This window comes from Pseudomonas sp. GL-B-19 (genome assembly GCF_019956415.1).
GTDB lineage: Bacteria > Pseudomonadota > Gammaproteobacteria > Pseudomonadales > Pseudomonadaceae > Aquipseudomonas.
In genome coordinates this window covers 117122-140679 of record NZ_JAHBDK010000010.1, presented here as the reverse complement: position 1 = coordinate 140679, position 23558 = coordinate 117122, and the positions used below count along the sequence as shown (strand labels likewise).

Genomic DNA, 23558 nt, shown 5'->3' with positions numbered 1-23558 from the left:
GAGATGTCTGCATCATGCAAGGGCAAATCGGAGGCGTCAACCGTTATGTAGTGATTTTTTTAAGTCACTACATATTGTCTGACAAAACGGATTGGAATGAAAAACGCAAGCCTGGACGCGTCCGTCAGGGCGACGGCGGTGGGCAGTGGAAGCGGTAGAAGGTGGAGGGATAACCGTCTACTGGCCGCTGATGCAGGGTGAATAGGCCGCCTGCGAGATCGGGTATCACTTTGGCCCAGAACCGTCGTGCGGGCGGGTTCGCATCGATGTGGAAAATCTGCCATTGACCGGGGAATTGGCTCAAGAGGGTGGAAACGACAAATTTCGCGACACCTTGGCCACGGAAGCGCCGACTGACAAAAAAGTAGCCGATGTTGTACTCGGCACCCTTGATGTGGGTGTCGTCATCTACGGTCACGAAACCGGCCAGCTCACCGTCCACCCTGATCAGAAACGGCCGGGTCGCAGGGTTACGCCAGTACTCCGGTTTGGGCTGGATACTGAAAAAACCATGTTCACCCAATTTCAGTGGCAGCCATTCGCTGAAGTCGTATACGTAGAACTGCATCAGGTTTTCGAGGGTGTCGAGGTCGTCGCGCTGTGCGGCGTGCAGTTCTATCGAAGGCATTTAGGGGCGCTCCAGATTGCGCAGGGCCATCCGTGGCCCTGTCAGGATCACTCAGTGCGGCGCGAAGTCGTACTTCCCGCCTTTCTTCAATGCGGCGATGTAAGCCGGGCGCGCCTGGAAGCGATCGATCCAGGCCGCTACATGAGGATAGTTGCCCAGCTTGCCCTGGACTCTGGCGATCTCGCCAATGAAGCTCATCTGGATGTCGGCGGCGCTGAAGTCATCACCGAGCAGAAAATCGGACTGGCTCAGTGCGGTGTCGAGGTAGCCAAGGTAATTGGCCACTTCCGAGTTGATGCGCGGATGCAGCGGTCCACCGGCTTCACCCAGACGTCCGACATACAGGTTCAACATCAGCGGCAACATGGCGGAGCCTTCGGCGAAGTGCAGCCACTGGATGTATTCGTCGTAGGCGGGTGTGGACGGATCGGGTTGCAGACGACCCTGGCCATGCCGGCGAATCAAGTAGTCGATGATCGCTGCGGACTCGATCAGCGTCTGCGTACCGTCTTCGATGACCGGCGATTTTCCCAACGCATTGATCGCTTTCAGTTCCGGCGGTGCGAGATTGGTTTTCGGATCGCGCTGATACCGTTTCAGCTCGTAAGGAATTGACAGCTCTTCCAACAGCCAGAGAATGCGCTGGGAGCGGGAGTTGTTCAGGTGATGCACGATAATCATAAATAAAATTCCTGTAGCAGCTATCGAGTGAAACGAGGCTGCGATATCTGTTCAAAAACAGGCGGTCGCCGGACTTGAAGAACACTAGACCATCACCGTCCGTTCGAAGTGCCATCAAGCCTTGCTTGCCGGTTTGGTGGCGCGTTTGCTGCTCGTCGCGGGTTTACGTTTCACCGGCTTGCGTTTGTTTTTCCACGGTGCAGCGCCACGCCCGGCGGGACTGGCCGGCCCGCTGATGGTCAGGCTCAGACCGGCGCAACGGGCGACTTGCTTGCTCATCCACGCCGCCTGTTTGGTGACGAATTCTTCCAGGCTCATTTCGCCGCTCTGCACCATGTCCAGCGCCTGTTCCCAGATCGCGGTAGTGCCGGGGTCGGCAATCGCGCGCGGCACCGCATCGATCAGGCTGAAGGCCGCCGGGGTGGCGGCCAGGGCTTTGCCGTTCTTGATCAGATAACCACGGTCGAGCAAGCCCTGGATGATCGAGGCGCGTGTCGCCTCGGTGCCGATGCCGGTGGTGTCCTTGAGCTTCTGTTTGAGCAGCGGATCTTCCACCAGTTTGGCCACGTTCTTCATGGCCTTGATCAGGTCGCCTTCGGTGAACGGTTTGGGTGGCTGCGTCCACAGGTCCTTGAGCTTCACGTCGGCCACTGCGCAATCGAGCCCTTCGGCCAATGCCGGCAGGGTTTGTGGCGCCGGCGCCTCGCGGCCCTTGGCGGGGGCCAGGGCTTCCGGCAGGGCACGTTTCCAGCCGGGCTCGACGATTTGTTTGCCGACGGCGCGCAAGGCTTCACCGGCACAGTTGAAATCGGCTTGGGTGCGGTCGTATTCGTGATTGGGCAGGAATTGCGCCAGATAACGGGCGCGGATCAGCGTGTAGACCGCCCGCTGTTTGCCCACCAGCCGATCCAGATTCTTCGCCGCCGCCGTCGGGATGATGCCGTGGTGAGCGGTGACCTTGGCATCGTTCCAGGCCCGTGAGCGCCGTTGCGGTTCCAGGTAATCGTTCAGCGCGTTCAGGGACGGATCGGCCTGGCGCAGTGCGGCGAGAATCCCCGGGGCTTCGCTGTGCTGACTCAATGGCAGAAAACCACAATCGCTGCGCGGGTAGGTGATGACCTTGTGGGTTTCGTAGAGCGCCTGGGCGATATCAAGGGTTTCCTGGGCGCCGAGCCCGAGCTTCTTCGAGCAGACTTCCTGCAAGGTGCCCAGATCGAACGGCAAAGGCGCCATTTCACGCATTCGCTCGGTGCGCAGCTTGATCACGCGTGCACTCGCAGCGTTGCCAATTGCTCGGGCAGCGTCTTGTGCGAGGGACTGATTCAGGCAGCGATCCTGATCGTCGCAAGCATCGGATGCCGCGCGCCACTGAGCCGTGAACGCCGTGCCGTCGTGCAGCAGTTGCACATCGATGGCCCAGTAGGCCACGGGGACGAAGTCGGCAATGCTGCGATCACGATCCACCACCAGCCGCAACGTTGGCGTCTGCACCCGGCCCACCGGCAATACGCCCTGATAACCGGACTGACGCCCCAATAACGTAAACAACCGGCTCATGTTCATCCCGATCAGCCAGTCAGCCCGGGAGCGGCCCAATGCCGAATGATAAAGGCTGAAGGTTTCGGCCCCAGGCTTGAGCGCGGCCAGTGCCTTGCGGATCGACGCGTCGTCCAGCGCTGACAGCCACAACCGGCGGATCGGCCCGCGATAGCGGCAGTGCTCGACCAGTTCGCGGGCGATCATCTCACCCTCACGGTCGGCGTCGGTGGCGATTACCAGCTCATCGGCCTCGCCGAGCAAGCGTTTGACGGCTTTGTACTGGCTGGCCGTGCGCGGCTTGACGGTCATCTTCCATTTCTCGGGAATGATCGGCAGGTCCGCCAGTACCCAGCGTTTGTAGCGCGCGTCGTAGGCGTCCGGCGGTGCTGTTTCCAGCAAATGGCCGATGCACCAGGTCACCGTGACGTCTGTTCCCAGCCAGCAGCCATCGCCCCGACGCTTGGCGCCGAGCACGGCCGCAATGTCTTTGGCCTGGGAAGGTTTTTCACAGAGGTACAGCCGCATAACCACCATCGTTCTTCAAGTGTGCAAGAGGCGCACAGAATGGCCGGAGATGAGCAATCGATCAATCTTTATCTGTATGGATGTACAGCAAAGCTGTTGCGTTTGGTTGCTATCGTCGAAACGGTCCGTTCGGCTGCGAGGCCGTAGCGATGACGAATTTTGGGTTATACCTGACAGATGTGGTCTCGGGTTTTGGGGCCGCTGCGCGACCCATCGCGGGCAAGCCGGATCGCCGCACCGCACGCTCCCACAGGTTTATCACCGTCATGAGGAACGTATTCCATGAAAAGCTCCGCTCCTAGTCCTGTCATTACCATCGCCGAGCAGCCGGGCTGCCTGTTGGTGAAGTTTCATGGCATTCAGGTGGCCGCGTCCGCGCGCGCACTGGTGCTGTTGGAGGCCAATTACCCGCCGGTGTATTACGTGCCGCGAGAGGACATCGACGAAAAGTATTACGCCCGCACCGACCACACCAGCTATTGCCCCTACAAGGGCGATGCCAGCTATTTCAGTTTGCAAGTCCCGGGGCATGAAAGCGCCAATGCGGTTTGGAGTTATGAAGACCCCAAAGTGTCCGTTGAGCAGATACGCGAATATGTGGCGTTCTACCCGGATCAGGTGAAGTTCGAGTTACTCGACGCCGAGGTCTGAGGGACGTTTTACTGAAGATAAAAAAGCCAAGCGTGGCGAGGGAGTCCCTCGCCACAAAGGCCCGTCAGTTTTTATCGAGGTCCACGTTCTTGGTCTCACGCAAACAGATCATCCCCACCACCAGGCTCACCGCGGTAATCACCACCGGGTACCAGAGCCCGTAAAAGATGTCGCCGGTGTAGACCACCAAGGCAAACGACACGGTCGGCAGGAACCCGCCAAACCAGCCATTGCCGATGTGATAGGGCAGTGACATCGAGGTGTAGCGGATTCGCGTCGGGAACAGCTCGACCATCAACGCCGCCAGCGGGCCGTAGCACATGGCCGAGATGATGATCAGGATCACGATCAGCGCGACGATCATCGGTTTGTTGATTTGCTGCATGTCAGCCTTTGACGGATAGCCGGCGAGGGTCACCGCGCCACGCAGGGCAGCTTCATCGAAGCCTTCCAGCGTCACGTCACCGACACTGACCTGCACGCCACTGCCAGCGGGTGCGGCAGCGCTGGCGTAAGGCAGGCCTTGCTTGACCAGAAAGGTTTTGACCTTGTCGCACGGGCTATCAAATTTCGCCTTGCCCACCGGGTCGAACTGGAACGTGCACGTCGCCGGGTCGGCCAACACGGTAATAGGCGCCTGGCGGCTGGCCTGGTCAATGGCCGGGTTGGCGTAATGCGCCAGGGATTTGAAGATCGGGAAATACAGCGCAGTGGCCAGCAGCAGGCCAATCATCAGCACCGGCTTGCGCCCGACCTTGTCCGACAGCCAGCCAAAGAAGATGAAGAACGGCGCGCCGATGATCACGCTGACGATCAGCAGGCCGTTGGCCAAGGCCGGGTCCATCTTGAGGAACTGGGTGAGGAAAAACAGCACGTAAAACTGCGCGGCGTAAAAGGTCACCGCTTGCCCGGCGTTGATGCTGAACAGGGCAATCAGTACAACTTTGAGGTTTTCCCACTTACCGAAGGACTCGCGCAGCGGCGATTTGCAGAGTTTGCCTTCGGCTTTCATTTTCACGAAGGCCGGCGATTCGTGCAGGCTCAGGCGAATCCAGGTCGAGATGCCCAGCAGAACGATCGAAAACAGGAACGGAATGCGCCAGCCCCAGACTTCGAACTGGTCACCGGTGAAGTAACGGCAGCCGAGCACCACCAACAGCGACAGCAACAATCCGAGGGTCGCCGTGGACTGAATCCAGCTGGTGTGGAAACCGCGTTTGCCCATCGGTGCGTGCTCCGCGACATACGTCGCAGCGCCGCCGTATTCACCGCCCAGGGCCAGCCCCTGAAGCATGCGCAGCACCACCAGGATGATCGGCGCGGCGATGCCGATGCTCGCGTAGGTCGGCAGCAAGCCGACGCAGAAGGTCGCCAGACCCATGAGTACGATGGTTGCGAGGAACGTGTATTTACGTCCGATCATGTCCCCCAGTCGGCCGAAGACCAGGGCGCCGAAGGGCCTCACCACGAAGCCCGCCGCGAAGGCCATCAGCGCAAAAATGAACGCCGTGGTGTCGTTGACCCCGGCGAAAAACTGTTTGCTGATCACCGCCGCGAGAGCGCCATAGAGGAAAAAGTCGTACCACTCGAAGACCGTTCCGAGCGACGAGGCGAAGATGACTTTGCGGGTGTCGTGGCTGATCGTCTCGACCGGCACGGCTTCCAGAGACTGAACATTTTCTGACATATCGGTATCCCTTACAGTGATTGTTTTTGTTGTTCCACTGGTGTTGCGTGTTCCTTGTAGAAGTAGTCCTCAATGCCCGCGAGCCAACTGCAATCCTAGGGGCTGCACAATCCCCTGTGGGAGCGAGCCTGCTCGCGATGGCGGTGTATCAATCAACACATATGCTGGATGTCATCTCGTCATCGCGAGCAGGCTCGCTCCCACAGGGGTGGGTGTGTTGGCGGTAGTTTCGAGTATTAGTTGCGCCGCTTTTTCGGCGATCATCAGCGTCGGCGAACAGGTATTGCCCGAGGTGATGCGCGGCATGATCGAGGCGTCGGCAATGCGCAAACCATGAATGCCGTGGACCCGCAACTCGGCATCCACCACCGCATCCGCGTCGTTGCCCATCCGGCAGGTGCCGACCGGATGGAAAATGGTGGTGCCGATCTGCGCGGCGGCTTCGTGCAATTCCTCTTCGGTCTGCAAGCGCGCACCGGGCAAGTACTCGACCGGATTGAAGGCGCGCAGCGCTGGTGCGGCGACGATGCGGCGGGTCAGGCGAATGGCATCGGCCGCGACGCGCAAATCCTCCGGGTGGCTCAGATAGTTAGGCTGGATCAGAGGCGCGTCCTGCGGGTTGGCGGAACAAATGTCCACCCGGCCACGGCTTTGCGGCCGTAGATCGCAGACCGACGCGGTAAAGGCAGGGAAGGGGTGCAACGGCTCGCCGAAGCGCTCCAGCGACAACGGTTGCACGTGGTATTCGAGATTGGCCGAGGTCTGTTCCGGCCCCGAGCGGGCGAAGGCCCCCAGTTGACTCGGCGCCATGGACAGCGGGCCGCTGCGGTCATACAGGTAGCGCAAGCCCATGCCCATCTTGCCCCACACGCTGCCGGCGATCTGGTTCAGCGTCCGCGCGTTTTCCAGTTTGTAGATCAGCCGCAGTTGCAGGTGATCCTGCAGATTGCCGCCCACCCCCGGCAGTTCATGCACCACGCCGATTCCGAGTTTTTGCAGCAGCGGGCGAGGGCCGATTCCGGAGCGCTGGAGGATGCCCGGTGAGCCGACGGAACCGGCACACAGGATGATTTCCTTGCGAGCCTTGAAGGTTTTCGCCTGACCTTGCCAGCGTGTAATGACTGCCGATGCGCGGCCGTTTTCCAGCAGCACACGGTCCACCTCGACGTCGGTCAGCACCGTGAGATTGGCGCGGTGGCGGATCGGTTTGAGAAACGCTTTGGCCGCGTTCCAGCGGATCCCGGCCTTCTGATTGACCTGAAAGTAGCCGCAGCCTTCGTTATCGCCCTGGTTGAAATCATCGATGCTGGCGATGCCGCTTTGCTCGGCGGCGCTGCGAAAGGCATCGAGAATCGGCCACGACAGCCGCTGACGCTCGACCCGCCAGTCGCCGCTGGCACCGTGAAATTCGGAGTCGCCGGCAAAATGGTTTTCACTCTTTTTGAACAGCGGCAACACGTCGTTCCAGCTCCAGCCCGGATTGCCGTCAGCGGCCCAGCTGTCGTAGTCGCCCGCCTGGCCACGCATATAGATCATGCCGTTGATCGAGGAGCAGCCACCGAGCACTTTGCCGCGCGGGTAACTCAGGGTACGCCCTTGCAAACCGGGTTGCGCCTGGGTCTTGAAACACCAGTCGGTGCGCGGGTTGCCGATGCAGAACAGGTAACCCACGGGGATGTGAATCCACGCGTAATTATCGCGGCCGCCGGCTTCGAGCAGCAGCACCCGGTGTTGCGGGTTGGCCGACAGTCGATTGGCCAGCAAACAGCCGGCCGGGCCGGCGCCGACCACGATGTAGTCGAATTCATCAAGGGAAGTCTGCATCCCTGACCTCGTATTGTTGTTCTTGTTGTCAGTCATCCTAGTTGTTAGCTTTCGGCAAAAGAATGTTAGTTTTTGCGCAGCCGCTGTGCGTTTTTAAACAGCCTTGCCTCAAGGACGGATCATGTTCGACTGGAATGACCTGCGGTTTTTTCTCGAGTTGCAGCGCAGCGGGCGTTTGCTCACCGCTGCCCGCCGTTTGAACACCACCCACGCCACGGTCGCCCGGCACATTGAGGCCATCGAAAAGAGCCTCGGCACGGCGCTGTTCGTCCAGCATGCCCAGGGTTATGAAATGACCCCGGCCGGCGAAGCCCTGCTCAAACACGCCGAAGCGATGGAAAACGTAGCGCTGCTGGCCCAGGAAGAAATCACCCAGTCCAGCGCGCCACTGGGCAAGATTCGCGTCGGGGTGACGGAAGGGCTGGGCATCATGTTCCTCGCCAGCCGCATGAACGGTTTGTTCGAACGCTATCCGGGGCTGGAAGTGGAACTGGTGGCGGTGCCGCGCTTCGTCAGCATCCTCAACCGCGAAGCCGAAATCAGCATCCACCTCGAACGCCCGGCCGCCGACATGCTGGTCACCCGCAAACTCACCGACTACCGCCTGGGGCTCTACGCCAGCCAGGCGTATCTTGACCGTTCCCCACCGTTGCACACTCGCGAAGACCTCGGTCGTCACGCCTGGATCGGCTACGTCGACGACTTGCTGTTCAGCCAGGAACTGATGTTCCTCAACAGTTTCTGCCGCAACCCGCGAGTAGTGTTCCACAGCACCAGCGTCATCGCTCAACAACAGGCCGCGCGTTCCGGGTTGGGCATCGCCGTGTTGCCGTGCTACATGGCCAGCGCCGATGCGGATTTGGTGCCGTTGCTGCCGGATGAAAGCATCCAGCGCAGCTACTGGATCAGTACCCGGCGCGAGCTGCACAAATCGGTGCGGCTGCGAGTGGTCTGGGATTATGTGGTGGGGTTGTGTGAAGCGGAGCAGGGGTTGTTGCTGGGATAGCGTTCGGCGTCCAATCTATTGGAGACGACAAGGAGCGTTATCCGACACTCCGTCGCGCTTAAGGGAGCTTGCAGCATGAGCGAAGAGACAAAAGTAAAAGGGCCAGCGTCGTACTTCCCTTCAATTGAAAATAAGTACGGTCAGCCCATCAGCCATTGGCTGAATCTGCTTGGAACAGTGAGCGGCAAGAAGCACATGGAAATGGTGGCCTGGTTGAAGACTGAACACGGTCTGGGGCATGGCCATGCCAATGCTTTGGTTGCGTATTATTTGGCAGCCAACAAGAAGTGACTGAACAGGGCGGGCAGGGCATGTTCATGCCCTCCCAATACCCCCAGATAAAACACAAAACCCTGTAGGAGCAGGCTCGCTCCCACATGGATTACGTTTGACTGACGCAGTGAGTAATTTCCCTCTGTTTACCGACGCTTAAACAACAAAAATCCTGCCTGTTTAAACGAAGCCCCCTGTTACCACTCAAAGGCTACAACACCTTGCGCCATCGCCTACGGGTAAGACAGAATCCGCCGGCTTGTGCGTCCAGGTGCCCACCAGTAACTTGATTCCTGTCACTGCTCATCAGTGATCGGGTCTGCAAGCCCGCCGGAATACCAGTCGCATAGCCCTGTCAAAGGACGCTCGTTTATGTCCGCGAAATGGCGGCTTTGTGCGGGAGACCTCGGTCTGCCGGGTTCCTGGTTTCCCGGTCTTGCAGACCCGCACATAGCTGCCACCCATCATCTGCAAGTGATGCAGGTAACTCCTAATGAACAATCAGGAGTTTCGCCATGATCAAACCGATCCGGCATCCCCCTACGAATCCCTCGATTCCAAAAAATTCCACGAAGCGGCTGAACGCGCCCTCGACCATTACCTCAACCCGGCGGCCCAAATCATGGCCAGTAACCACGAACCCGAACCCGAACCCATGTTCCTCGCCAACCCGAAGTACGACACCGAATCCCTGCTGGCCAACGCCAGCGAGTCACTGGGCTCGGCCACCACCATGCTCAGCAATTTTGCGGCGTTACTGGAGAACTCACACCGCAAGACCCTGCTGGGGATTACGCAAGTGGTGATGTTGGGGGAATTGGCGGTGAATCAAGCGTTGGATAAGGTTGAGCTGAAGGAGTAAGCACGACCTTCTGTAGCGGGGGGAGGGTAGTTCTTCGCCACAGAGGGATATGTAGTAAGTCCGCATGGGCGTGCATGATTTCTAAGCTTTCGGGAAAAATCGTGTCTGTTCTGGCTGATATCGGCCAATAGCGGTCTTCGCAGATAAACGACATCGGACACATCTGCGCTCCCAAAGCGCCGGCAAGCTGCAACCCTTGCGCGCGGACAGTCTCCTTGCTAATCCAGAAAAAAGGGGGCCCATTCCCCCTGTTGGCTTCACTTCATTTTTATTTTTGACCAAGTGCATGTTCGCGTCGCCCGACCAGGCTGCTGCATTTACACACAGTCCGAGTGGGAGGCAGCCGGTCACCAATGCATCGCCTATATACAATTGAAACCAACAATATTCATGAGTGAGGACAAGCATACTTTTTAGCGGATGAGATCCAATGAAGCTTCGAGCACCTCACGCGGCAATGGCACGTCGCTAGTCAAGACCTGTTTACCCTGAGCATATCGGAACAAAAACACCAGAAGAATACCCTCTAACCTAACTTCCTCGATGTATGGAAGCGGCTATTAGGGTGGAGCATAGTATCTATGGACCATTTAAAAAAAAGCGCATCCGTGCTAAAAGCAGCGTATTCAATATTATGTATTTTTGGATGCAATTAATGCACACGACTCGTGTATTCGATGATTCGGCCCAAGGACTGAGGGCGGCGCAGAACGGCCGCGAGGTGTCAAGCGCTGGTTCATGAGCGCTACGCTCTTTTGCTCGTCATGTGTCAGACGTTCGTCAGCGTGGCCAATGCGCCAATTTCAGGAATGATAGCGAGCTAATATGCCCTCCAAAAAATTATCTTTAAGAATGGGCGGGCCTGGAGAAATTAGTACAAGCCCATTCCGTAGCTTCTCGGAAGTAGTTGACGCGATAGGGGGTTCCTCGCGAAGCGTTTTTAAAGACGCCGGTATCAGCCTTGAGCAATTTACAAATGAAGACAACCACCTCGCCTACATGGACGTTGCTCGCCTGTTCAAAACGGCATTCGAACACACTCAGTGCCCCCATATTGGCCTGCTGATCGGTGAGCGCTTTTCGCTGGATAAATTGGGGCCGGTGGGTCAGCTTATGCGTCTCGCGACTTCACCAGGCGACGCATTGAACGACCTGGTCGGGCATGCCTGTCTCTATGATCGTGGCGCGACCCCACTCCTTCTTCCCTTGGCGGGCCAACACAGTTTGTTGGGATATGTCATTTATCGCCACGACCTGCCCAATCAATCATTACTTGTTGACACTGCCGTCATGGTTGGCCTCAAAATGCTGCGGACCTTATTAGGCGCTAACTGGACGCCAGTTCGCGTGCAGTTTTCATATCGCAAGCCATCAGACATCACCCCGTACGTCAGAAGATTTCGCTGTAACATTCAGTTCAATGCAAGCATCTCCGGACTTGTAATAAACAATCAGCAACTCCGGCAAGTTCAATGTACGGCGAATCCACGCTTACACCATCTGCTTAAACTGGCTATTTCGACCGCCACGTCACATTTGACGATTTCAGAAAAAATAAAGAGCCAGACATACGCTCTATTATTGAAAGGCCAGGCAAACTCCAAGCACATCGCCAGTCAATTCTCATTGAATGAAAGAACGCTGCGACGCCGACTGGATGCGGAAGGTTCTCACCTGAGAGAACTCATCGCCGATTCCAGAAGCAACTTCGCGCGGCAGCTCTTGAAAGATACGGATTTGCCGATATCCATAATCTCTCAGACCCTTCAATACCAGGATCCAAACGCCTTCTCCCGTGCGTTCAAAACGTGGACAAATACGTCACCACAGCATTGGAGAGATGAACTGGGGTAGCCTCCATTGAGGGTTGATTCAACAATTTCCATACACCCATACCGCACGTCGGTGTCCGCAAATGCAAGATGCCTTTCTGATGATTGCCGTAAAGTGAACGCAACAACAGGCTGGCTGCAAAGCTGATCTTCGGTTTCTTGTGCTGTTCATGAGGCTGGCGATTAGTTGCACCTGCGGTCGGAGTTCCGCGCAGATACTCAAGAAAGCCGCATGAGTAAAAGACGGCGCCCCGGCCTTGTGGCGATCTAAGCGATATCGATTGAGTGATCTGAAGAGAGGGATTTCATGCCATTAAATAAAAGTGTGTTGTCGATTACTGTTCTTGGTGTGCTGACACTCTTTACCAGTGGCCACAGTGTTGCAGGTGGCCTTATGTTGTACGAAATCGCCACCGACAACGTCGGACTGGCCAATGCCGGTGCAGCGGCCCGGGCACAAGGCCCTTCGACCATCGCCAGCAACCCCGCAGGCTTGAGTTACCTCAGCGGAACACAGATCTCCGCTGGCGCCCAGGTTCTTTTTGGTGACTTATCGTTTGATCGGGACAGTGAAACCAATGTGCCGGGCACTGGCAGCGGTAACGCGCTCAATCCCATACCGGGCGGCAGTTTCTTCATCAGCCATCAACTGGATGATCGGTGGTCCGTCGGCTTCGGCTCCTATGGCGATTTCGGCCTCGCGGAAAACTACGACAACGACTGGTCCGGCCGTTATTTCGTGCAGAACGCGAGCATTGCGGGACTGTCACTGGTACCCAGTGTCGCCTATCGCTTCAACGATCAATGGTCCGTCGGCGTCGGACTGAAAGCCATGTACGGGACGCTGAAGAGCGAAGCCGCCATCGATCAGGCTCCGCTCGGACTGACACAACGGGGTGACGGCCAATACAAATACCGGGACAGCACCTGGGGTTACGGCGCCAACGCAGGCGTGATTTATGCCCCAAAGCCCGGTACCCGGATTGGCCTGGCTTACACCAGTCAGGTTGACCTCGACTTCGAGGATCGCCTGGATGTGAAGAGCAGTGCTCCGTTGGTGAGTCGCCTCAACAGCCTCAATACCAAGATCGACCTGAAAGTACCGCAAACGGCGACCCTCAGCCTGTACCAGCAACTGGATACGCAATGGGCTTTTCTGGCCTCGGTCAATTGGCAGGATTGGTCGAAATTCGGCGACATCGGCATTGACGTAGACACGTCCAGAACCGGTTCCCGGGCCGCTTCAATCGATGCGCATTACAAAGACACGTATCAATTGGCGCTTGGCGCTCAATACCAGATGAACCAGGACTGGGTCTGGGATTTCGGTGTCGCCTATGACACGTCCGCTGTGTCCGACGGTAATCGTACGCCCACCGTGCCCATGGGCGCCGCCTGGCGCTTCGCCACAGGCTTTACTTATTCGCTGAATAAAGAGACAGACGTGAATTTCAGTTGGGTCACGGTGTGGATGGGGGACATGCCAGTCGATCAGCAAAAATCTCTGTCTGGCAATCGTGTATCAGGCGAATTCGACAACGCCTGGATTCAAGCCCTGACCGCCAACATGACTTGGCGCTATTGAAAAAAATCGGCGAGGGTTTCAGGTCTTCAGATTACTTAACCGTGGACATGAATACTCACGACGCCAGCTTGCACAAAACTAACGAGGTGGAAATGAACAGGAAGTCTCACAGTAGCTGGACAATGGCTGCGGCGGTCGTCGTCGTAGGTTCAACGCTTTTCACGGGGTGTGCGAGCAAGAACGATCCGATCGCGCAGGCAGACAAGGCGGATGCGGCCAAGGGCGTTTCCGCGCCGAGTCTGGAGCAAACCAAGGCGATCGCCGAGGAAGGCTTTATCTACGGCTTGCCGCTGGTCATGAACTACGCCGTGATGAACGAATTCGCGGTGGATTCCAAGTCCAGCCAGTTCAAGGCCCCCTTCAACCAGCTGCACAACGATCATCAGGTCGCGACACCGGCTGACACCGCCATCATTACACCCAACAGCGACACGCCGTACTCCTTTCTCTGGGCCGACCTGCGTGCAGAGCCGCTCGTAATCACCGTGCCGGCCGTCTCCAAAAAACGCTACTACGCGGTTCAAATGATCGACGGCAACACCTATAACTACGGTTACATCGGGAGCCGGGCAACTGCCAGCGCTCCCGGGAACTATCTAATTTCAGGCCCCGACTGGAAGGGGGTGACACCTCCAGGCATCGAGAAGGTGTTCAGCTCTACGACCCCCTTCGCGCTGACACTGATCCGGACCCAGTTGTTCAATCCGGCCGACATGCCAAATGTCGAGAAGGTGCAGGTGGGCTACAAGATCCAGCCGCTGTCCGCCTTCCTCCATCAACCTGCGCCGCCCACCGCGCCGAAGATTGCTTTCGTGCCGGCTACCACGGAAGGCATCAAGGCCAACTTCTTCGAGTACCTGTCGGCGGCGCTGCAGTATGTGCCGCCATCAGCGGAGGACAAGGAGATCCGGGCGAAGCTGGCCAGCATCGGTGTAGGCCCCGGTCGGAACTTCGAATTCAAAGACCTCTCGCTCGAGCACAAGGCCGTGGTCCTGCTCGGGATGAAGGCCGGCGACGAGCAGGTCGACAAGTTCCTCTCGAGCGGAATGAAGAATATCAACGGCTGGAGCGTCGGCGCGTTCTTCGGCGACCAGGCGTTCTACAAAGGCGACTGGCTGATGCGTTCTGGCGCCGCGAAGGCTGGTCTGTACGGCAATGACGCCGCCGAGGCGATGTACCCCATTACGCGTACCGATGGCAAAGGCCAGACGTTGGATACCGGCAAGCACAACTACACGCTCACCTTCGCCGCCGGCAAACTGCCGCCAGTCAATGCCTTCTGGTCGGTAACCATGTACGACGGCAAGAGCCAACTGCTGATCAAGAATCCGATCAACCGCTACCTGATCAATTCGCCGATGCTGTCGGCCATGAAGAAGAACGCGGATGGCTCACTGACGCTGTACATCCAGAAGGATTCGCCGGGCAAGACCAAGGAGTCCAACTGGTTGCCGGCGCCTGACGACTCGGCCTATCTGGTGATGCGCCTCTATTGGCCGAAGGCCACGCCGCCTTCAATTCTTCCCGCTGGCGCGGGCAGCTGGCAGCCGCCGGCAGTGGTGGCATCGAAGTAACGCGACGCTTGCGACTGCTTGCAGTTGGCAAGCAGTCGTTCGATTGCTCAGGCTGAGATCCAGTGGCCCTATTGCCGAAAGGGCTGAGGCCACAAGGTCTGACCTTGAATAAAGTACATTCAGGAACACATCCCTCAAGGAGTACCGTTATATGAGCCTCTCGCACAAATGGATAACGGGTGCCGCACTGAGCAGCTTGTTATTGACCGGCTGCGTATCGAAAGTCACTGAAACCGAGCAATACTCGGGCTACCTGTCCAACTACAACAATTTGCAGCAGGTCGAAACGCCGAGCGGCGGCACAGCCATGCGTTGGGTCAGTCCGTCGTGGAACCCGAATGCCTATGACACCGTGGTATTCAACAAACTGGAGCTCTATCCCGCGCCCAAGCCCGATGAGCGGGTCAGCCAGCAAACGCTGACGGATATCCAGAGCTACATGACCAGTAAGGCCAAAAGCACTCTGGGTCAGAAATACCGCGAGGTGACTAACACCAGTGCTGCGCCGGCGGGCTCCAAACCCCTGCTGATGCGTGCGGCGATCACCGGGGTGAATGCCGAAAACCAAGGGATGAAATGGTATGAAGTGGTGCCGGTCGCCGCCGTGATCGGGGCAACACAGGCCGCCACCGGCCACCGCGATCAGGACAGCACTTTGTTCATCGAGGCCGAGATAATCGATGCGAGAACCAACCAGACCGTAGCCAAAGTCGTGCGCAAAGTGTTCGGCACTACCCTGGAAAATGAAAGCCAGAAGATCACCGCTCAGGACTTCAAGGTAGCGATCGACAGGTTGAACGCCGATCTGTGGGCATTCATTCGCAGTTGAGCCTTGATTGAACTACCAACAGACCTTGGCTCAATAAGATTCCAGCAGAGGATGCTGACATGTCTCCCTCTTCATCGCTTCGATTCTCAAGATTGAAGCGGCCGTTGCTCGTCGCGGCTCTCGTTGCCAGTGCGCTTGCGTTAAGTGCCTGCGCATCGGTTGACGCCCAGACAACCGCTTACGTTGGGGTCGAGCATCCCGCGCCGACCTTGCCCAGCAAAGTCCAGGTGTTACGCTCAGAACCGACAAGACCCTATGTGCGGTTGGGCGAAATACTGATTGATGCCACGGTCCACCCGGCACCGGCGATCACCCAAGTCGAACAAAAACTGCGTGAAGAGGGCGCCAAACTTGGCGCAAATGCCGTCGTTGTCGTCTACGACCGCATTCAACCCGTCGCCGCCTATATCACAGGCCCTCTGTGGAGTCGGGACATCGAAACGATTCAGGGGCGCAGCTGAAAGGCATCGCCATCAAATACCAATAACGAGGTGCACCGCAATGAAAGCAATTCTGTCCTGGCTGTCAGTCACGTTGATGACTGTGCTGATAAGTGCCTGTTCCGCCGTCGGGTCAACCGATGGCGGCGCCGGTGAAATCGAGATTCGCTCAGGGAAGATCGAGCAGATATCGCTGACGCAGATGCAGACCAACCACGACAGTGGCGTCGGCGCCGTACTCGGTGGCCTTGGCGGTCTGGCGGTTGGCAGCTTGATCGGGGGTGGCACCGGGCGTGACGTCGCCATGGTTGCCGGCGCACTCGCCGGTGCGGCTGGAGGTAACTACGCCGAGAAGAAAAAGTATGACCAACCGGTCGAGGCACAACAGATCATCGTGCGAGTCAGCAGTGGCGTGCTGGTGTCGGTGACCCAACCGATCAATCCGTCCCTGGCTAAAGGCTCGAAGGTGTATATCCAGGGCGCAGGCAATAATGCCCGCGTTGTGCCGCAAGGCAGTGAAGGCTGACTGTTCAGATTCGTAAACACTGTACCTGCTTCCTGTACGAATTTTGTGGGGGCGAGCTTGCTCGCTTCTACAAAACCTCCCACCGGCTAAAAAACCTTGAGTCGGCAAAAAAAGCAAAACTGCCATGTGCTCCCCTCGTTCTTTCATCAGATGAACATGGCAAAACTCCCCATGCATCGTGATTTGGCATACTTCGACTTCAGCACCTCCAGCGCAGACGCCCGCTTGGCTAGCGGGACACCGCTGCTAAGCTTATCCACAATTGCTGATGCAAAAAATCAGCAAGCCGCCCTGGGTCAATTTTCAATCAGCGCCAACAGATCGGCAGCATCGAGTGCTGTCACGTAACGGTTGATGCTCGATTCAATCTCTTCCATTCGCCGCTTCAGTTTGGTGCTAGTGAAATTGCGGTCACGGTTGTTGATCGCTTTGAATTTACTGCCATTGATGGCGACCAGATTCTCTCCAACTACTGGCGACAGCCGCCCTGGATGGCCTTGCTGTTGTCTTTTCGGAAGTTGGCGATGGTCTTGAGGTCAGGCATCAAACGCCCGGTCAACCACATCAGTTCGGCGTTGCGCTGAGCTTGACGCTCCAAACATCGACTTGACTGGATGCGGTTGAGATAGCCGTAGAAGTAGATCTTCAGCAGGATCGCGGGGTGGTAAGCAGGTCGATCAGAACCGGCTGGAATGACGCCTTAAAAACCCAGCTTGCCCAGGTCGACTTCATCAGCGAAGGCGTCGACTACTCGCACCGGATTGGTATCGCTGATGTAGTCGTCGAGGCTCTCGGGAAGTAAGGTGTTTAGGGCTCGATGTTCGCTTTGCATGAAGCGCTTCATGGGCAATCCTTGCAATGAAATCCTCAGAAATCATAGCAACGTCTCGCAGACTTGCCTTGCACCACTGCGCCCGGAACGCATTCGGCACAGGACAGATATCTGTGCGCCACTCGCCATAATTTTCAAAGCTATGAAGGTGATGAATGGTGGTCGAGTGATTCGGTACTTAATCTTCGAGACTCAACTGGCAGAACCAGCGATACGCCAGGTTCAAATGGGCCTCTTCGCACAACCGCCGTTCGGAGCAAATACCGTAGTAATAACCCACGATCAGCATGCGGATCATCAGCTCAGGATCAATCGACGGACGCCCAATCGGACGATAGAAGTCGATGAGGTAATGGCGCAGATCGCTCAGATCGAGACACGGATCAATGTTGTGCAGAAGGTGATTGGCGGGGATGTGATCTTCAAGGTTGAACGAGTAAAGCAGCCGTTCCTGGCCACTCGACAACTGTTCCATCTTGCTGCGTGCTTCCCTGCTGGCCAATACAGAAATTTTGCCGGGAGCTACGTTTCAACACAATCAGCCTATTGCAGCCCGTGATACCTGGCAGTAATCGGTCAATAGCACAGAAGAGTTTTGACCCTCATACGTTCGACGCCAAATCTTTTCGCGGATCATCGAAAGAGTTCAGGTGCTTGGCAACCGCATCAATTTAACAGGGAGTTGGTGTCCGTTTTTGTAGGGTTCAATCCACACTGCCGCTGCTATGCTTGAACACTTTCGAAAGGAGTTGGCAAACGAATACTCGATGGAGGGGATGACACGGATCGTAAAGAGACATCATGTCGCGAGCATCCGCGACATTGTTTATCGCCTAATTAGTAGCTAGCCAACACTCAGACAATTCAAAAAATGGAGATGCAGGTACATGAGATTACCAAGAGCCTTTAGTGGTGCGATAGCATTGCTCGCGTCCTTTACATTCACACTCGCCCAAGCAGCGGACATCACTCCCGCCGAAACGAAGGCCATCGCCGAAGAGGGTTATGTCTTCGGCCTGCCCATCGTGATGAACTACGCAACCATGTACGACTATGCCGTGGACAAGAACTCCGGCCAGTACAAGGCGCCGTTCAACCACATCCACAGCATGCACAATGTCTTTACCTACAAAGACACAGCCATCGTCTCGCCGAACAGCGACACACCGTATTCCTTGATGTTCATGGATGTGCGCAGCGAGCCTATCGTGATTTCGGTACCGGCGGTGGAGAAGCAACGGTACTACTCGGTGCAGCTCATCGATAACAACACCTACAACTTCGGTTACATCGGCAGCCGCACCACCGGCAACGAAGCCGGCGATTACTTGGTGGTCGGTCCCGACTGGAAAGGCGTGACCCCGCCGGGAATCAAGAAGGTGTTTCATTCCCGCACGCAACTCCCCTTCGTGATCTTTCGCACCCAGCTCTTAAACTCGGCGGACATGCCGAATGTCGAAAAGATCCAGTCCAGCTACGCAGCACAGCCGCTATCGGCTTTTCTCAAGCAACCCGCGCCGCCTGCCGCGCCGGTGATCGACTTCCCGAAGATCGACAAGGATCTGGTGAAGACCGATTTCTTCAAATATCTGGGCGTTGTGATGCAGCTTGCCCCCGCCACACCGGAGGAAGCATCGATCCGCGCGAAGCTGGCCCGTTTGGGCATTGGCGCCGGCAAGGATTTTAACTTCCAGGCGCTCTCTACCGAACAAAAGGCCGCCATTGTTGAGGGCATGCAGGCTGGGCATGCGAAGGTCGAAGATGCAGTCAATCATCTCGGTACGCAGGTCAATGGCTGGAACATCGTGAGCTCCGGCGGTGACGCCGCCTTCTACAATGGCGATTGGCTAAAGCGTGCCGCCATCGCACAAGCGGGCATCTACGCCAACGATGCCGAAGAGGCGACGTACCCGATGGCCAAGGCACTGATCGATGGTAAGCCGCTCGACGGCAGCAAGCACAACTACACCATCACCTTTCCCGCCGGACAGCTCCCGCCAGTGAATGCCTTCTGGTCGGTGACCATGTATGACGGCAAATCGCAGCTGTTGATCAATAATCCGATCAATCGCTACCTCATCAACTCGCCGATGCTGCCCAACATGAAGAAGAATCCAGACGGCTCGCTCACGCTGTACATCCAGAAGGATTCACCCGGCGCGGACAAGGAAAGCAACTGGTTGCCCGCACCGGATGATCTGATCTACTTGGTGATGCGCCTCTATTGGCCGAAGACGGTAGCGCCTTCCATCCTGCCTGCCGGCAAAGGAACGTGGAGCCCACCCCAACTCGTCAAGGCTATTTGACCCACTGACAACCGGTTACAGCGGACGGCGCTGGTGCGCTGCCACTGTACCTGGGCATTAGAGTATCGCGACTGATCGATAACTTACCCAGTAACAGCTTTTGTTTTGGGTAATAACTGACCTAGTCGTTTTACTGCCCCTCTACTGGGCGAAGGCGACATAGCCTTCGATTCTTCACGCGAGAGCGGCAGTTGGCAGCCACCGGCGCTGGCGGTATTGAAGTAGCGCGATCTCGCGACTACTTGCTGTTGGCACGCATTCGTACGATTGCTCAGGCCGAGATCCAATCGGCCCTATTGCCGAAAGGGTTGCCGCCATTTCTGACATTGAATAAAAAACATTCAGGAACACATCCCTCGAGGACACCATATATTCGCAAAGACGAGCGAGCGCTGATCCTGCAGACAGAATCACTGGCGTGACTGACTTCAAAACGGCCATTAGAGGCATGACCGGCGACATGCAAACATTACTCAGGTAATCGTCACCGCAGCGGTAAAACTTTACGACTCCTCGTGCCTAGTCTCTACAAGACTTGGTTGCGGGGGACGTTGAACTTGTGAAGTACGTAACCTCAGTATGAAGCAGGTATGCCCACAACAGATCGGGCGCCTTTATCGTTTTGGGTCAGTGAATCACGGCCCACTGAGATCGAGGTGTTCCAGTAACTTCTGCTTGTCGTTAGCAGGCTTCCGTTGATCATTGAGGAGCCAGCGGCGATCCGCATCCAAGGAATTCGACATGAACAAGCACATTGAACGACTTTTGCTATCACCTTTGGTTTTCGGTATTTCCGTTTCCAGTCAGGCCGATGATCAGGCGGAGTTGGCTAAACAGTCATTGAATCCAGTCGCGGCACTGTATAGCTTACCCATCCAATACAACTGGAATCAGAAAATGGGGCCCTCCGGTAATGGAATCCAAAGCGTCACCAATATCCAGCCGGTTTTACCCTTCACACTCAATGAAGATTGGAATCTGATCTCTCGCACGATTCTCCCGATCATTGATCAACACGGATTGGCACCGAGGGGTATCGCCGATAAAAGCGGAGTAGGCGACACCTCGCAAAGCTTCTTTTTCTCACCCAAAGAGCCGACCGAGAGCGGCTGGATCTGGGGCGCAGGCCCGGCGTTGTTGTTGCCGACTGGTAGTGATGAGCTATTGAGTAGTGAACAATGGGGGATTGGACCGACAGCGGTGGCGTTGAAGCAGGCCAATGGTTGGACGAACGGTATTCTGGCGAACCACATTTGGTCGCTGGACAACAACCCGGCCAATGACAAGGAGAAGGTCAATCAGACGTATCTGCAACCCTTTCTGGTCTATACCACAGCGTCGTACACCAGTTTTGGCATTAATACAGAATCCACTTACGACTGGGAGGCCAGGGAGTGGAATGTGCCGATCAACCTGTTCGTGACGCAATTGTTCAAAGTCGGCAAGCAGCCCATGAGCCTTCAGGTGGGGCCGCGATACTGGGCGGACAGTCCTGAAGATGGTGCACACGGTTGGGGCTTTCGGGTGGCGTACACGCTACTCTTTCCTAAGTGAAACTATCCGTAAGATTCACTTTTAGCGCTCGAATGGTTGATCGCCTACGATTCGGTGAAATTCGAGAAATTGCCCCCCTGATGAGGATAGATATGAATCAAGATCATCAGGATTCATGCCTTTGAGGGCACATCAGTGTTAACTGAAATCGCTGCCTACGAGATGCGCAGTCCGGGCAGGTGAGGAAAGACACGACCAAGTGTTGTCCAGCTTCTGCAAGTAACGGCGCGTTTGAGCATGGCTTCGAGTTGCGGACATCCTGCCCCGAAGCCAACCGTACACAGCTTCGGGAAGGGGCTGGTCAGCCAGACCTGGGCTCGGGATCTATAGTGACGTTGACGACACTGGAGGTATTTAGGGCTGCCCAGCGTCCGCAATGGGTCGATTCTGTTGAAAAAGTCGGCCATGGTTTGCGCATCAGAAAAGTACGCGTCCGAGATTGAAATCTTTAATTTTGGCAGAGGCTTCTGGGCTCGGATTTCACGTAGCAGCGTGCAGAAAAGGCGTTTTCACCAGTCAATGATCAGGCAGTTTGGGCAGACCGACTTTTTCAACAGAATCGGTCGTTTTCAGCCCTTCGCGGCAGGCAGCAATTGGCCAGCAGGAGTCATCCAATCATGACCGCTCGGTGGGGAAATCGACTTCTAATCAGAGGAAGTAAGCCCCCAAAATACCCGCAGCAACAAACCAAACTAATACAACGATAACTGCAGCAAATCTGTTCACTGGCCTCTTCATATGACTTTTCTCCCACTCACTCGCTTTGAGCTGACAGTGCTCGAGCACCTGTGCAGGCATCAGCCGAATAGCGAGCAGAATTCCAAGCGGCAAAATAATCACGTCGTCCAGGTATCCAAGCAGAGGAATGAAATCAGGAATCAGGTCGATTGGACTCAGAGCATACGCCACGACAAAAACCGAAATCCATTTGGGTAACCAGGGTGTTTGCGGATGCTGATAGCAAAACCAGAGAACCATGGTTTGCCGTTTTAGTTTTCTGGCCCAGCCACGTAAACGATCAAGTATGCGTTTCATGTCGTAATTGTCATTACCTGAAGGAACGTGCCTGCGAGCGTAGCGCCTTGGGTGATTGACTGCTATCGGTCGTTTGCTGCCCTACGCGACATTCAGCAGTAGGCCAAAAGCAGGCGTTCGGGAGCGCCTGCTCGTGATGGCAGTAGCAAATTCAATATGGATGTTGGCTTATACACCGCCTTCGCAAGCAAGCTCGCTCCTACAAGGACTCCGTTTAACTGGAGCAGCGAGCCGCGGTGCCGCGCCCGCAAGGTCGCCGCCATATTTTCCAGAGGTTTGAGGCCCCAGCCGATAGCGATCCAGATCATCGCCGCCAAAATCAAACTACCCAGTACATTGGGCCATAAGGTATGGCGCACGATCCGATCCGCCAGATCCGAACGCACGTCGTCCCGTTCGCCCACCCAGATTCTCAGATCATTTTGTTTGTCTTCGAGCATGAACGCGCGCCAGTGGTGGTTGGTCAAGTCGACCACATCACTGAAACCGGGTGTCGATGGTGGCGTGCTGAAGGAGGGCGCGCTGGCCGTGTGTACCAGCACTTCACCGCGGCGATTTCAGACCTGAAAAGCCAGTTTGGTTTCATAAGGATGGCTGTCGCCCTTGGGCGCTGCTTCACCCAAGGCTTTATTGAATGCTTGGTACAGGTCGGCGTGATCTTTGCTGCCCATGGGCATGCGCATCAATCAGCGTGAGGCTGCGACGCCGGATCGACGTCATCGACGCTCCTCCACCAGATAACCGACACCGCGAATGGTACGGATCAGGTCAGTGGAGAATTTTTTGCGCAAATGGTGGATGTGTACTTCCAGGGTGTTGCTTTCGGCTTCCTCGTTCCAGCCATAGAGCAACTGCATCAGGTGATCGCGGGTCATGACCCGGCCCGGCGGCGAGAGCAATTCGTGGAGCAACTGATATTCCTTGGGCGTCAGTGCAACCGGCTCGCCGTGATAACTGACGAGTTGGGTGCCGGGGTTCAGGCTGATCCCGGCGTGTTCGATCAGCATTTGAGCGCGCCCGACGCGTTACTCATGCCGAACAGCTCGGGCATGAAATGACGGATGTCGGCACCGTGGGCCTTGCGGAAACGTTGCTGGATAAAATCCTCAAACAGGCGACGGCGGGGCTCGTCCGGCAGGGCTCTGTCCAAACTCATCTGTTCGGTTTCGGTTTGGCCGAAACGCAGGGGAAGCGCAATGTTCCAGTCAAAATCGGGCATTGGAAGACGCCTCCACGGGTCAGTTCGGGAGGAGTATCAAAGGCATTGCTTAAGAGAGTCTGAAGGTGGCGAAAATGGGGGAGGGGAGTTGTCTTCAGAGGGCCTTGAGACTTGGCGGGGAGGGTTAGCCAATCTGTTGCATCGGCCGGT

18 protein-coding genes and 6 pseudogenes are annotated in these 23558 nt (G+C 56.5%); 13 read left to right on the top strand and 11 right to left on the bottom strand.

All coding sequences use genetic code 11. From position 1 onward, the window contains the following. Nucleotides 1-124: 124 nt before the first annotated feature. The 3 genes from KGB06_RS00755 to KGB06_RS00745 all read right to left on the bottom strand — a co-directional run bounded on the left by KGB06_RS00755 (nt 125) and on the right by KGB06_RS00745 (nt 3373). Nucleotides 125-628, bottom strand: coding sequence for a GNAT family N-acetyltransferase (locus tag KGB06_RS00755; RefSeq protein ID WP_223511232.1), 504 nt, complete (start codon nt 626-628; stop codon nt 125-127). Between the two features lie 51 nt (nt 629-679). Continuing rightward, on the bottom strand, nt 680-1309 hold the full coding sequence (locus KGB06_RS00750) for a glutathione S-transferase family protein (RefSeq protein WP_223511230.1): 630 nt from the start codon (nt 1307-1309) through the stop codon (nt 680-682). 114 nt (nt 1310-1423) lie between these two features. Beyond that, complete coding sequence (locus KGB06_RS00745; RefSeq protein WP_223511228.1) at nt 1424-3373, bottom strand: DNA topoisomerase III; 1950 nt, start codon at nt 3371-3373, stop codon at nt 1424-1426. A gap of 282 nt (nt 3374-3655) precedes the next feature. On the opposite strand from KGB06_RS00745, the gene KGB06_RS00740 reads away from it, so the two are divergent. Further along, nucleotides 3656-4024 (top strand): DUF427 domain-containing protein, encoded by a 369-nt coding sequence (locus KGB06_RS00740; protein WP_223511226.1) that lies wholly within the window; start codon nt 3656-3658, stop codon nt 4022-4024. Between the two features lie 64 nt (nt 4025-4088). Here KGB06_RS00740 and KGB06_RS00735 read toward each other — a convergent pair whose 3' ends face one another. After that, nucleotides 4089-5711 (bottom strand): MFS transporter, encoded by a 1623-nt coding sequence (locus KGB06_RS00735; RefSeq protein ID WP_223511225.1) that lies wholly within the window; start codon nt 5709-5711, stop codon nt 4089-4091. A 171-nt stretch (nt 5712-5882) separates the two neighbouring features. Continuing rightward, on the bottom strand, nt 5883-7535 hold the full coding sequence (locus KGB06_RS00730) for a GMC family oxidoreductase (protein WP_223511224.1): 1653 nt from the start codon (nt 7533-7535) through the stop codon (nt 5883-5885). Nucleotides 7536-7656: 121 nt separating this feature from the next. Between KGB06_RS00730 and KGB06_RS00725 the strand changes: the two genes are divergently transcribed. The 10 genes and pseudogenes from KGB06_RS00725 (at nt 7657) to KGB06_RS29860 (ending at nt 16810) form a co-directional block, all read left to right on the top strand. Then, on the top strand, nt 7657-8541 hold the full coding sequence (locus KGB06_RS00725; protein WP_223511223.1) for a LysR family transcriptional regulator: 885 nt from the start codon (nt 7657-7659) through the stop codon (nt 8539-8541). Nucleotides 8542-8616: 75 nt separating this feature from the next. After that, nucleotides 8617-8832 carry a DUF4287 domain-containing protein gene (locus tag KGB06_RS00720; RefSeq protein WP_223511222.1) on the top strand — a complete coding sequence of 72 codons (216 nt, stop codon included), beginning with the start codon at nt 8617-8619 and terminating at the stop codon, nt 8830-8832. 475 nt (nt 8833-9307) lie between these two features. Then, entirely contained in the window at nt 9308-9676 is a 369-nt protein-coding gene (locus tag KGB06_RS00715; protein WP_223511221.1) for a DUF6124 family protein, read from the top strand. 825 nt (nt 9677-10501) lie between these two features. Continuing rightward, entirely contained in the window at nt 10502-11530 is a 1029-nt protein-coding gene (locus KGB06_RS00710; RefSeq protein ID WP_223511220.1) for an AraC family transcriptional regulator, read from the top strand. 285 nt (nt 11531-11815) lie between these two features. After that, entirely contained in the window at nt 11816-13093 is a 1278-nt protein-coding gene (locus KGB06_RS00705; RefSeq protein ID WP_223511219.1) for an OmpP1/FadL family transporter, read from the top strand. A gap of 122 nt (nt 13094-13215) precedes the next feature. Further along, the gene (locus tag KGB06_RS00700) at nt 13216-14667 is read left to right on the top strand and encodes a DUF1254 domain-containing protein (RefSeq protein ID WP_223511275.1); all 1452 of its coding nucleotides are present in this window, start codon (nt 13216-13218) and stop codon (nt 14665-14667) included. Nucleotides 14668-14818: 151 nt separating this feature from the next. After that, nucleotides 14819-15496, top strand: a complete 678-nt coding sequence (locus KGB06_RS00695) for a DUF3313 domain-containing protein (protein WP_223511218.1) — start codon at nt 14819-14821, stop codon at nt 15494-15496. 59 nt (nt 15497-15555) lie between these two features. Next, nucleotides 15556-15983: pseudogene (locus tag KGB06_RS00690) on the top strand (hypothetical protein). A 14-nt stretch (nt 15984-15997) separates the two neighbouring features. Beyond that, complete coding sequence (locus KGB06_RS00685) at nt 15998-16462, top strand: glycine zipper 2TM domain-containing protein (protein ID WP_223511216.1); 465 nt, start codon at nt 15998-16000, stop codon at nt 16460-16462. 150 nt (nt 16463-16612) lie between these two features. Next, entirely contained in the window at nt 16613-16810 is a 198-nt protein-coding gene (locus KGB06_RS29860; protein ID WP_411741823.1) for a hypothetical protein, read from the top strand. Here the strand turns inward: KGB06_RS29860 and KGB06_RS00675 are convergent. Both KGB06_RS00675 and KGB06_RS00670 read right to left on the bottom strand, forming a co-directional pair. Then, nucleotides 16783-17306, bottom strand: a pseudogene (locus tag KGB06_RS00675) (transposase); the annotation flags it as partial. The gene KGB06_RS29860 and the pseudogene KGB06_RS00675 overlap by 28 nt on opposite strands. Nucleotides 17307-17475: 169 nt before the next feature. Next, nucleotides 17476-17769 (bottom strand): annotated as a pseudogene (locus KGB06_RS00670) (transposase); the annotation flags it as partial. 412 nt (nt 17770-18181) lie between these two features. Between KGB06_RS00670 and KGB06_RS00665 the strand changes: the two are divergent. Both KGB06_RS00665 and KGB06_RS00660 read left to right on the top strand, forming a co-directional pair. Next, the gene (locus tag KGB06_RS00665; RefSeq protein WP_223511214.1) at nt 18182-19600 is read left to right on the top strand and encodes a DUF1254 domain-containing protein; all 1419 of its coding nucleotides are present in this window, start codon (nt 18182-18184) and stop codon (nt 19598-19600) included. Between the two features lie 741 nt (nt 19601-20341). After that, the gene (locus tag KGB06_RS00660; RefSeq protein ID WP_223511212.1) at nt 20342-21154 is read left to right on the top strand and encodes a transporter; all 813 of its coding nucleotides are present in this window, start codon (nt 20342-20344) and stop codon (nt 21152-21154) included. Nucleotides 21155-21802: 648 nt separating this feature from the next. Here the strand turns inward: KGB06_RS00660 and KGB06_RS00655 are convergent. The 4 genes and pseudogenes from KGB06_RS00655 to KGB06_RS00640 form a co-directional block, all read right to left on the bottom strand. Continuing rightward, nucleotides 21803-22189: a YkvA family protein gene (locus tag KGB06_RS00655; protein WP_223511210.1), complete on the bottom strand. Its 387-nt coding sequence runs from the start codon at nt 22187-22189 to the stop codon at nt 21803-21805. A gap of 189 nt (nt 22190-22378) precedes the next feature. After that, nucleotides 22379-22875 (bottom strand): annotated as a pseudogene (locus KGB06_RS00650) (two-component sensor histidine kinase); the annotation flags it as partial. A gap of 30 nt (nt 22876-22905) precedes the next feature. Next, nucleotides 22906-23208, bottom strand: a pseudogene (locus KGB06_RS00645) (winged helix-turn-helix domain-containing protein); the annotation flags it as partial. After that, nucleotides 23199-23408 (bottom strand): annotated as a pseudogene (locus tag KGB06_RS00640) (thermostable hemolysin); the annotation flags it as partial. The pseudogenes KGB06_RS00645 and KGB06_RS00640, both read right to left, overlap by 10 nt. Nucleotides 23409-23558: the final 150 nt, after the last annotated feature.

Bases quoted from the DNA above. Each gene is read 5' to 3' on its own strand.
- KGB06_RS00755 (WP_223511232.1), bottom strand. From the start codon at position 628: ATGCCTTCGATAGAACTGCACGCCGCACAGCGCGACGACCTCGACACC.
- KGB06_RS00750 (WP_223511230.1), bottom strand. From the start codon at position 1,309: ATGATTATCGTGCATCACCTGAACAACTCCCGCTCCCAGCGCATTCTC.
- KGB06_RS00745 (WP_223511228.1), bottom strand. From the start codon at position 3,373: ATGCGGCTGTACCTCTGTGAAAAACCTTCCCAGGCCAAAGACATTGCG.
- KGB06_RS00740 (WP_223511226.1), top strand. From the start codon at position 3,656: ATGAAAAGCTCCGCTCCTAGTCCTGTCATTACCATCGCCGAGCAGCCG.
- KGB06_RS00735 (WP_223511225.1), bottom strand. From the start codon at position 5,711: ATGTCAGAAAATGTTCAGTCTCTGGAAGCCGTGCCGGTCGAGACGATC.
- KGB06_RS00730 (WP_223511224.1), bottom strand. From the start codon at position 7,535: ATGCAGACTTCCCTTGATGAATTCGACTACATCGTGGTCGGCGCCGGC.
- KGB06_RS00725 (WP_223511223.1), top strand. From the start codon at position 7,657: ATGTTCGACTGGAATGACCTGCGGTTTTTTCTCGAGTTGCAGCGCAGC.
- KGB06_RS00720 (WP_223511222.1), top strand. From the start codon at position 8,617: ATGAGCGAAGAGACAAAAGTAAAAGGGCCAGCGTCGTACTTCCCTTCA.
- KGB06_RS00715 (WP_223511221.1), top strand. From the start codon at position 9,308: ATGAACAATCAGGAGTTTCGCCATGATCAAACCGATCCGGCATCCCCC.
- KGB06_RS00710 (WP_223511220.1), top strand. From the start codon at position 10,502: ATGCCCTCCAAAAAATTATCTTTAAGAATGGGCGGGCCTGGAGAAATT.
- KGB06_RS00705 (WP_223511219.1), top strand. From the start codon at position 11,816: ATGCCATTAAATAAAAGTGTGTTGTCGATTACTGTTCTTGGTGTGCTG.
- KGB06_RS00700 (WP_223511275.1), top strand. From the start codon at position 13,216: ATGGCTGCGGCGGTCGTCGTCGTAGGTTCAACGCTTTTCACGGGGTGT.
- KGB06_RS00695 (WP_223511218.1), top strand. From the start codon at position 14,819: ATGAGCCTCTCGCACAAATGGATAACGGGTGCCGCACTGAGCAGCTTG.
- KGB06_RS00685 (WP_223511216.1), top strand. From the start codon at position 15,998: ATGAAAGCAATTCTGTCCTGGCTGTCAGTCACGTTGATGACTGTGCTG.
- KGB06_RS29860 (WP_411741823.1), top strand. From the start codon at position 16,613: ATGAACATGGCAAAACTCCCCATGCATCGTGATTTGGCATACTTCGAC.
- KGB06_RS00665 (WP_223511214.1), top strand. From the start codon at position 18,182: ATGAGATTACCAAGAGCCTTTAGTGGTGCGATAGCATTGCTCGCGTCC.
- KGB06_RS00660 (WP_223511212.1), top strand. From the start codon at position 20,342: ATGAACAAGCACATTGAACGACTTTTGCTATCACCTTTGGTTTTCGGT.
- KGB06_RS00655 (WP_223511210.1), bottom strand. From the start codon at position 22,189: ATGAAACGCATACTTGATCGTTTACGTGGCTGGGCCAGAAAACTAAAA.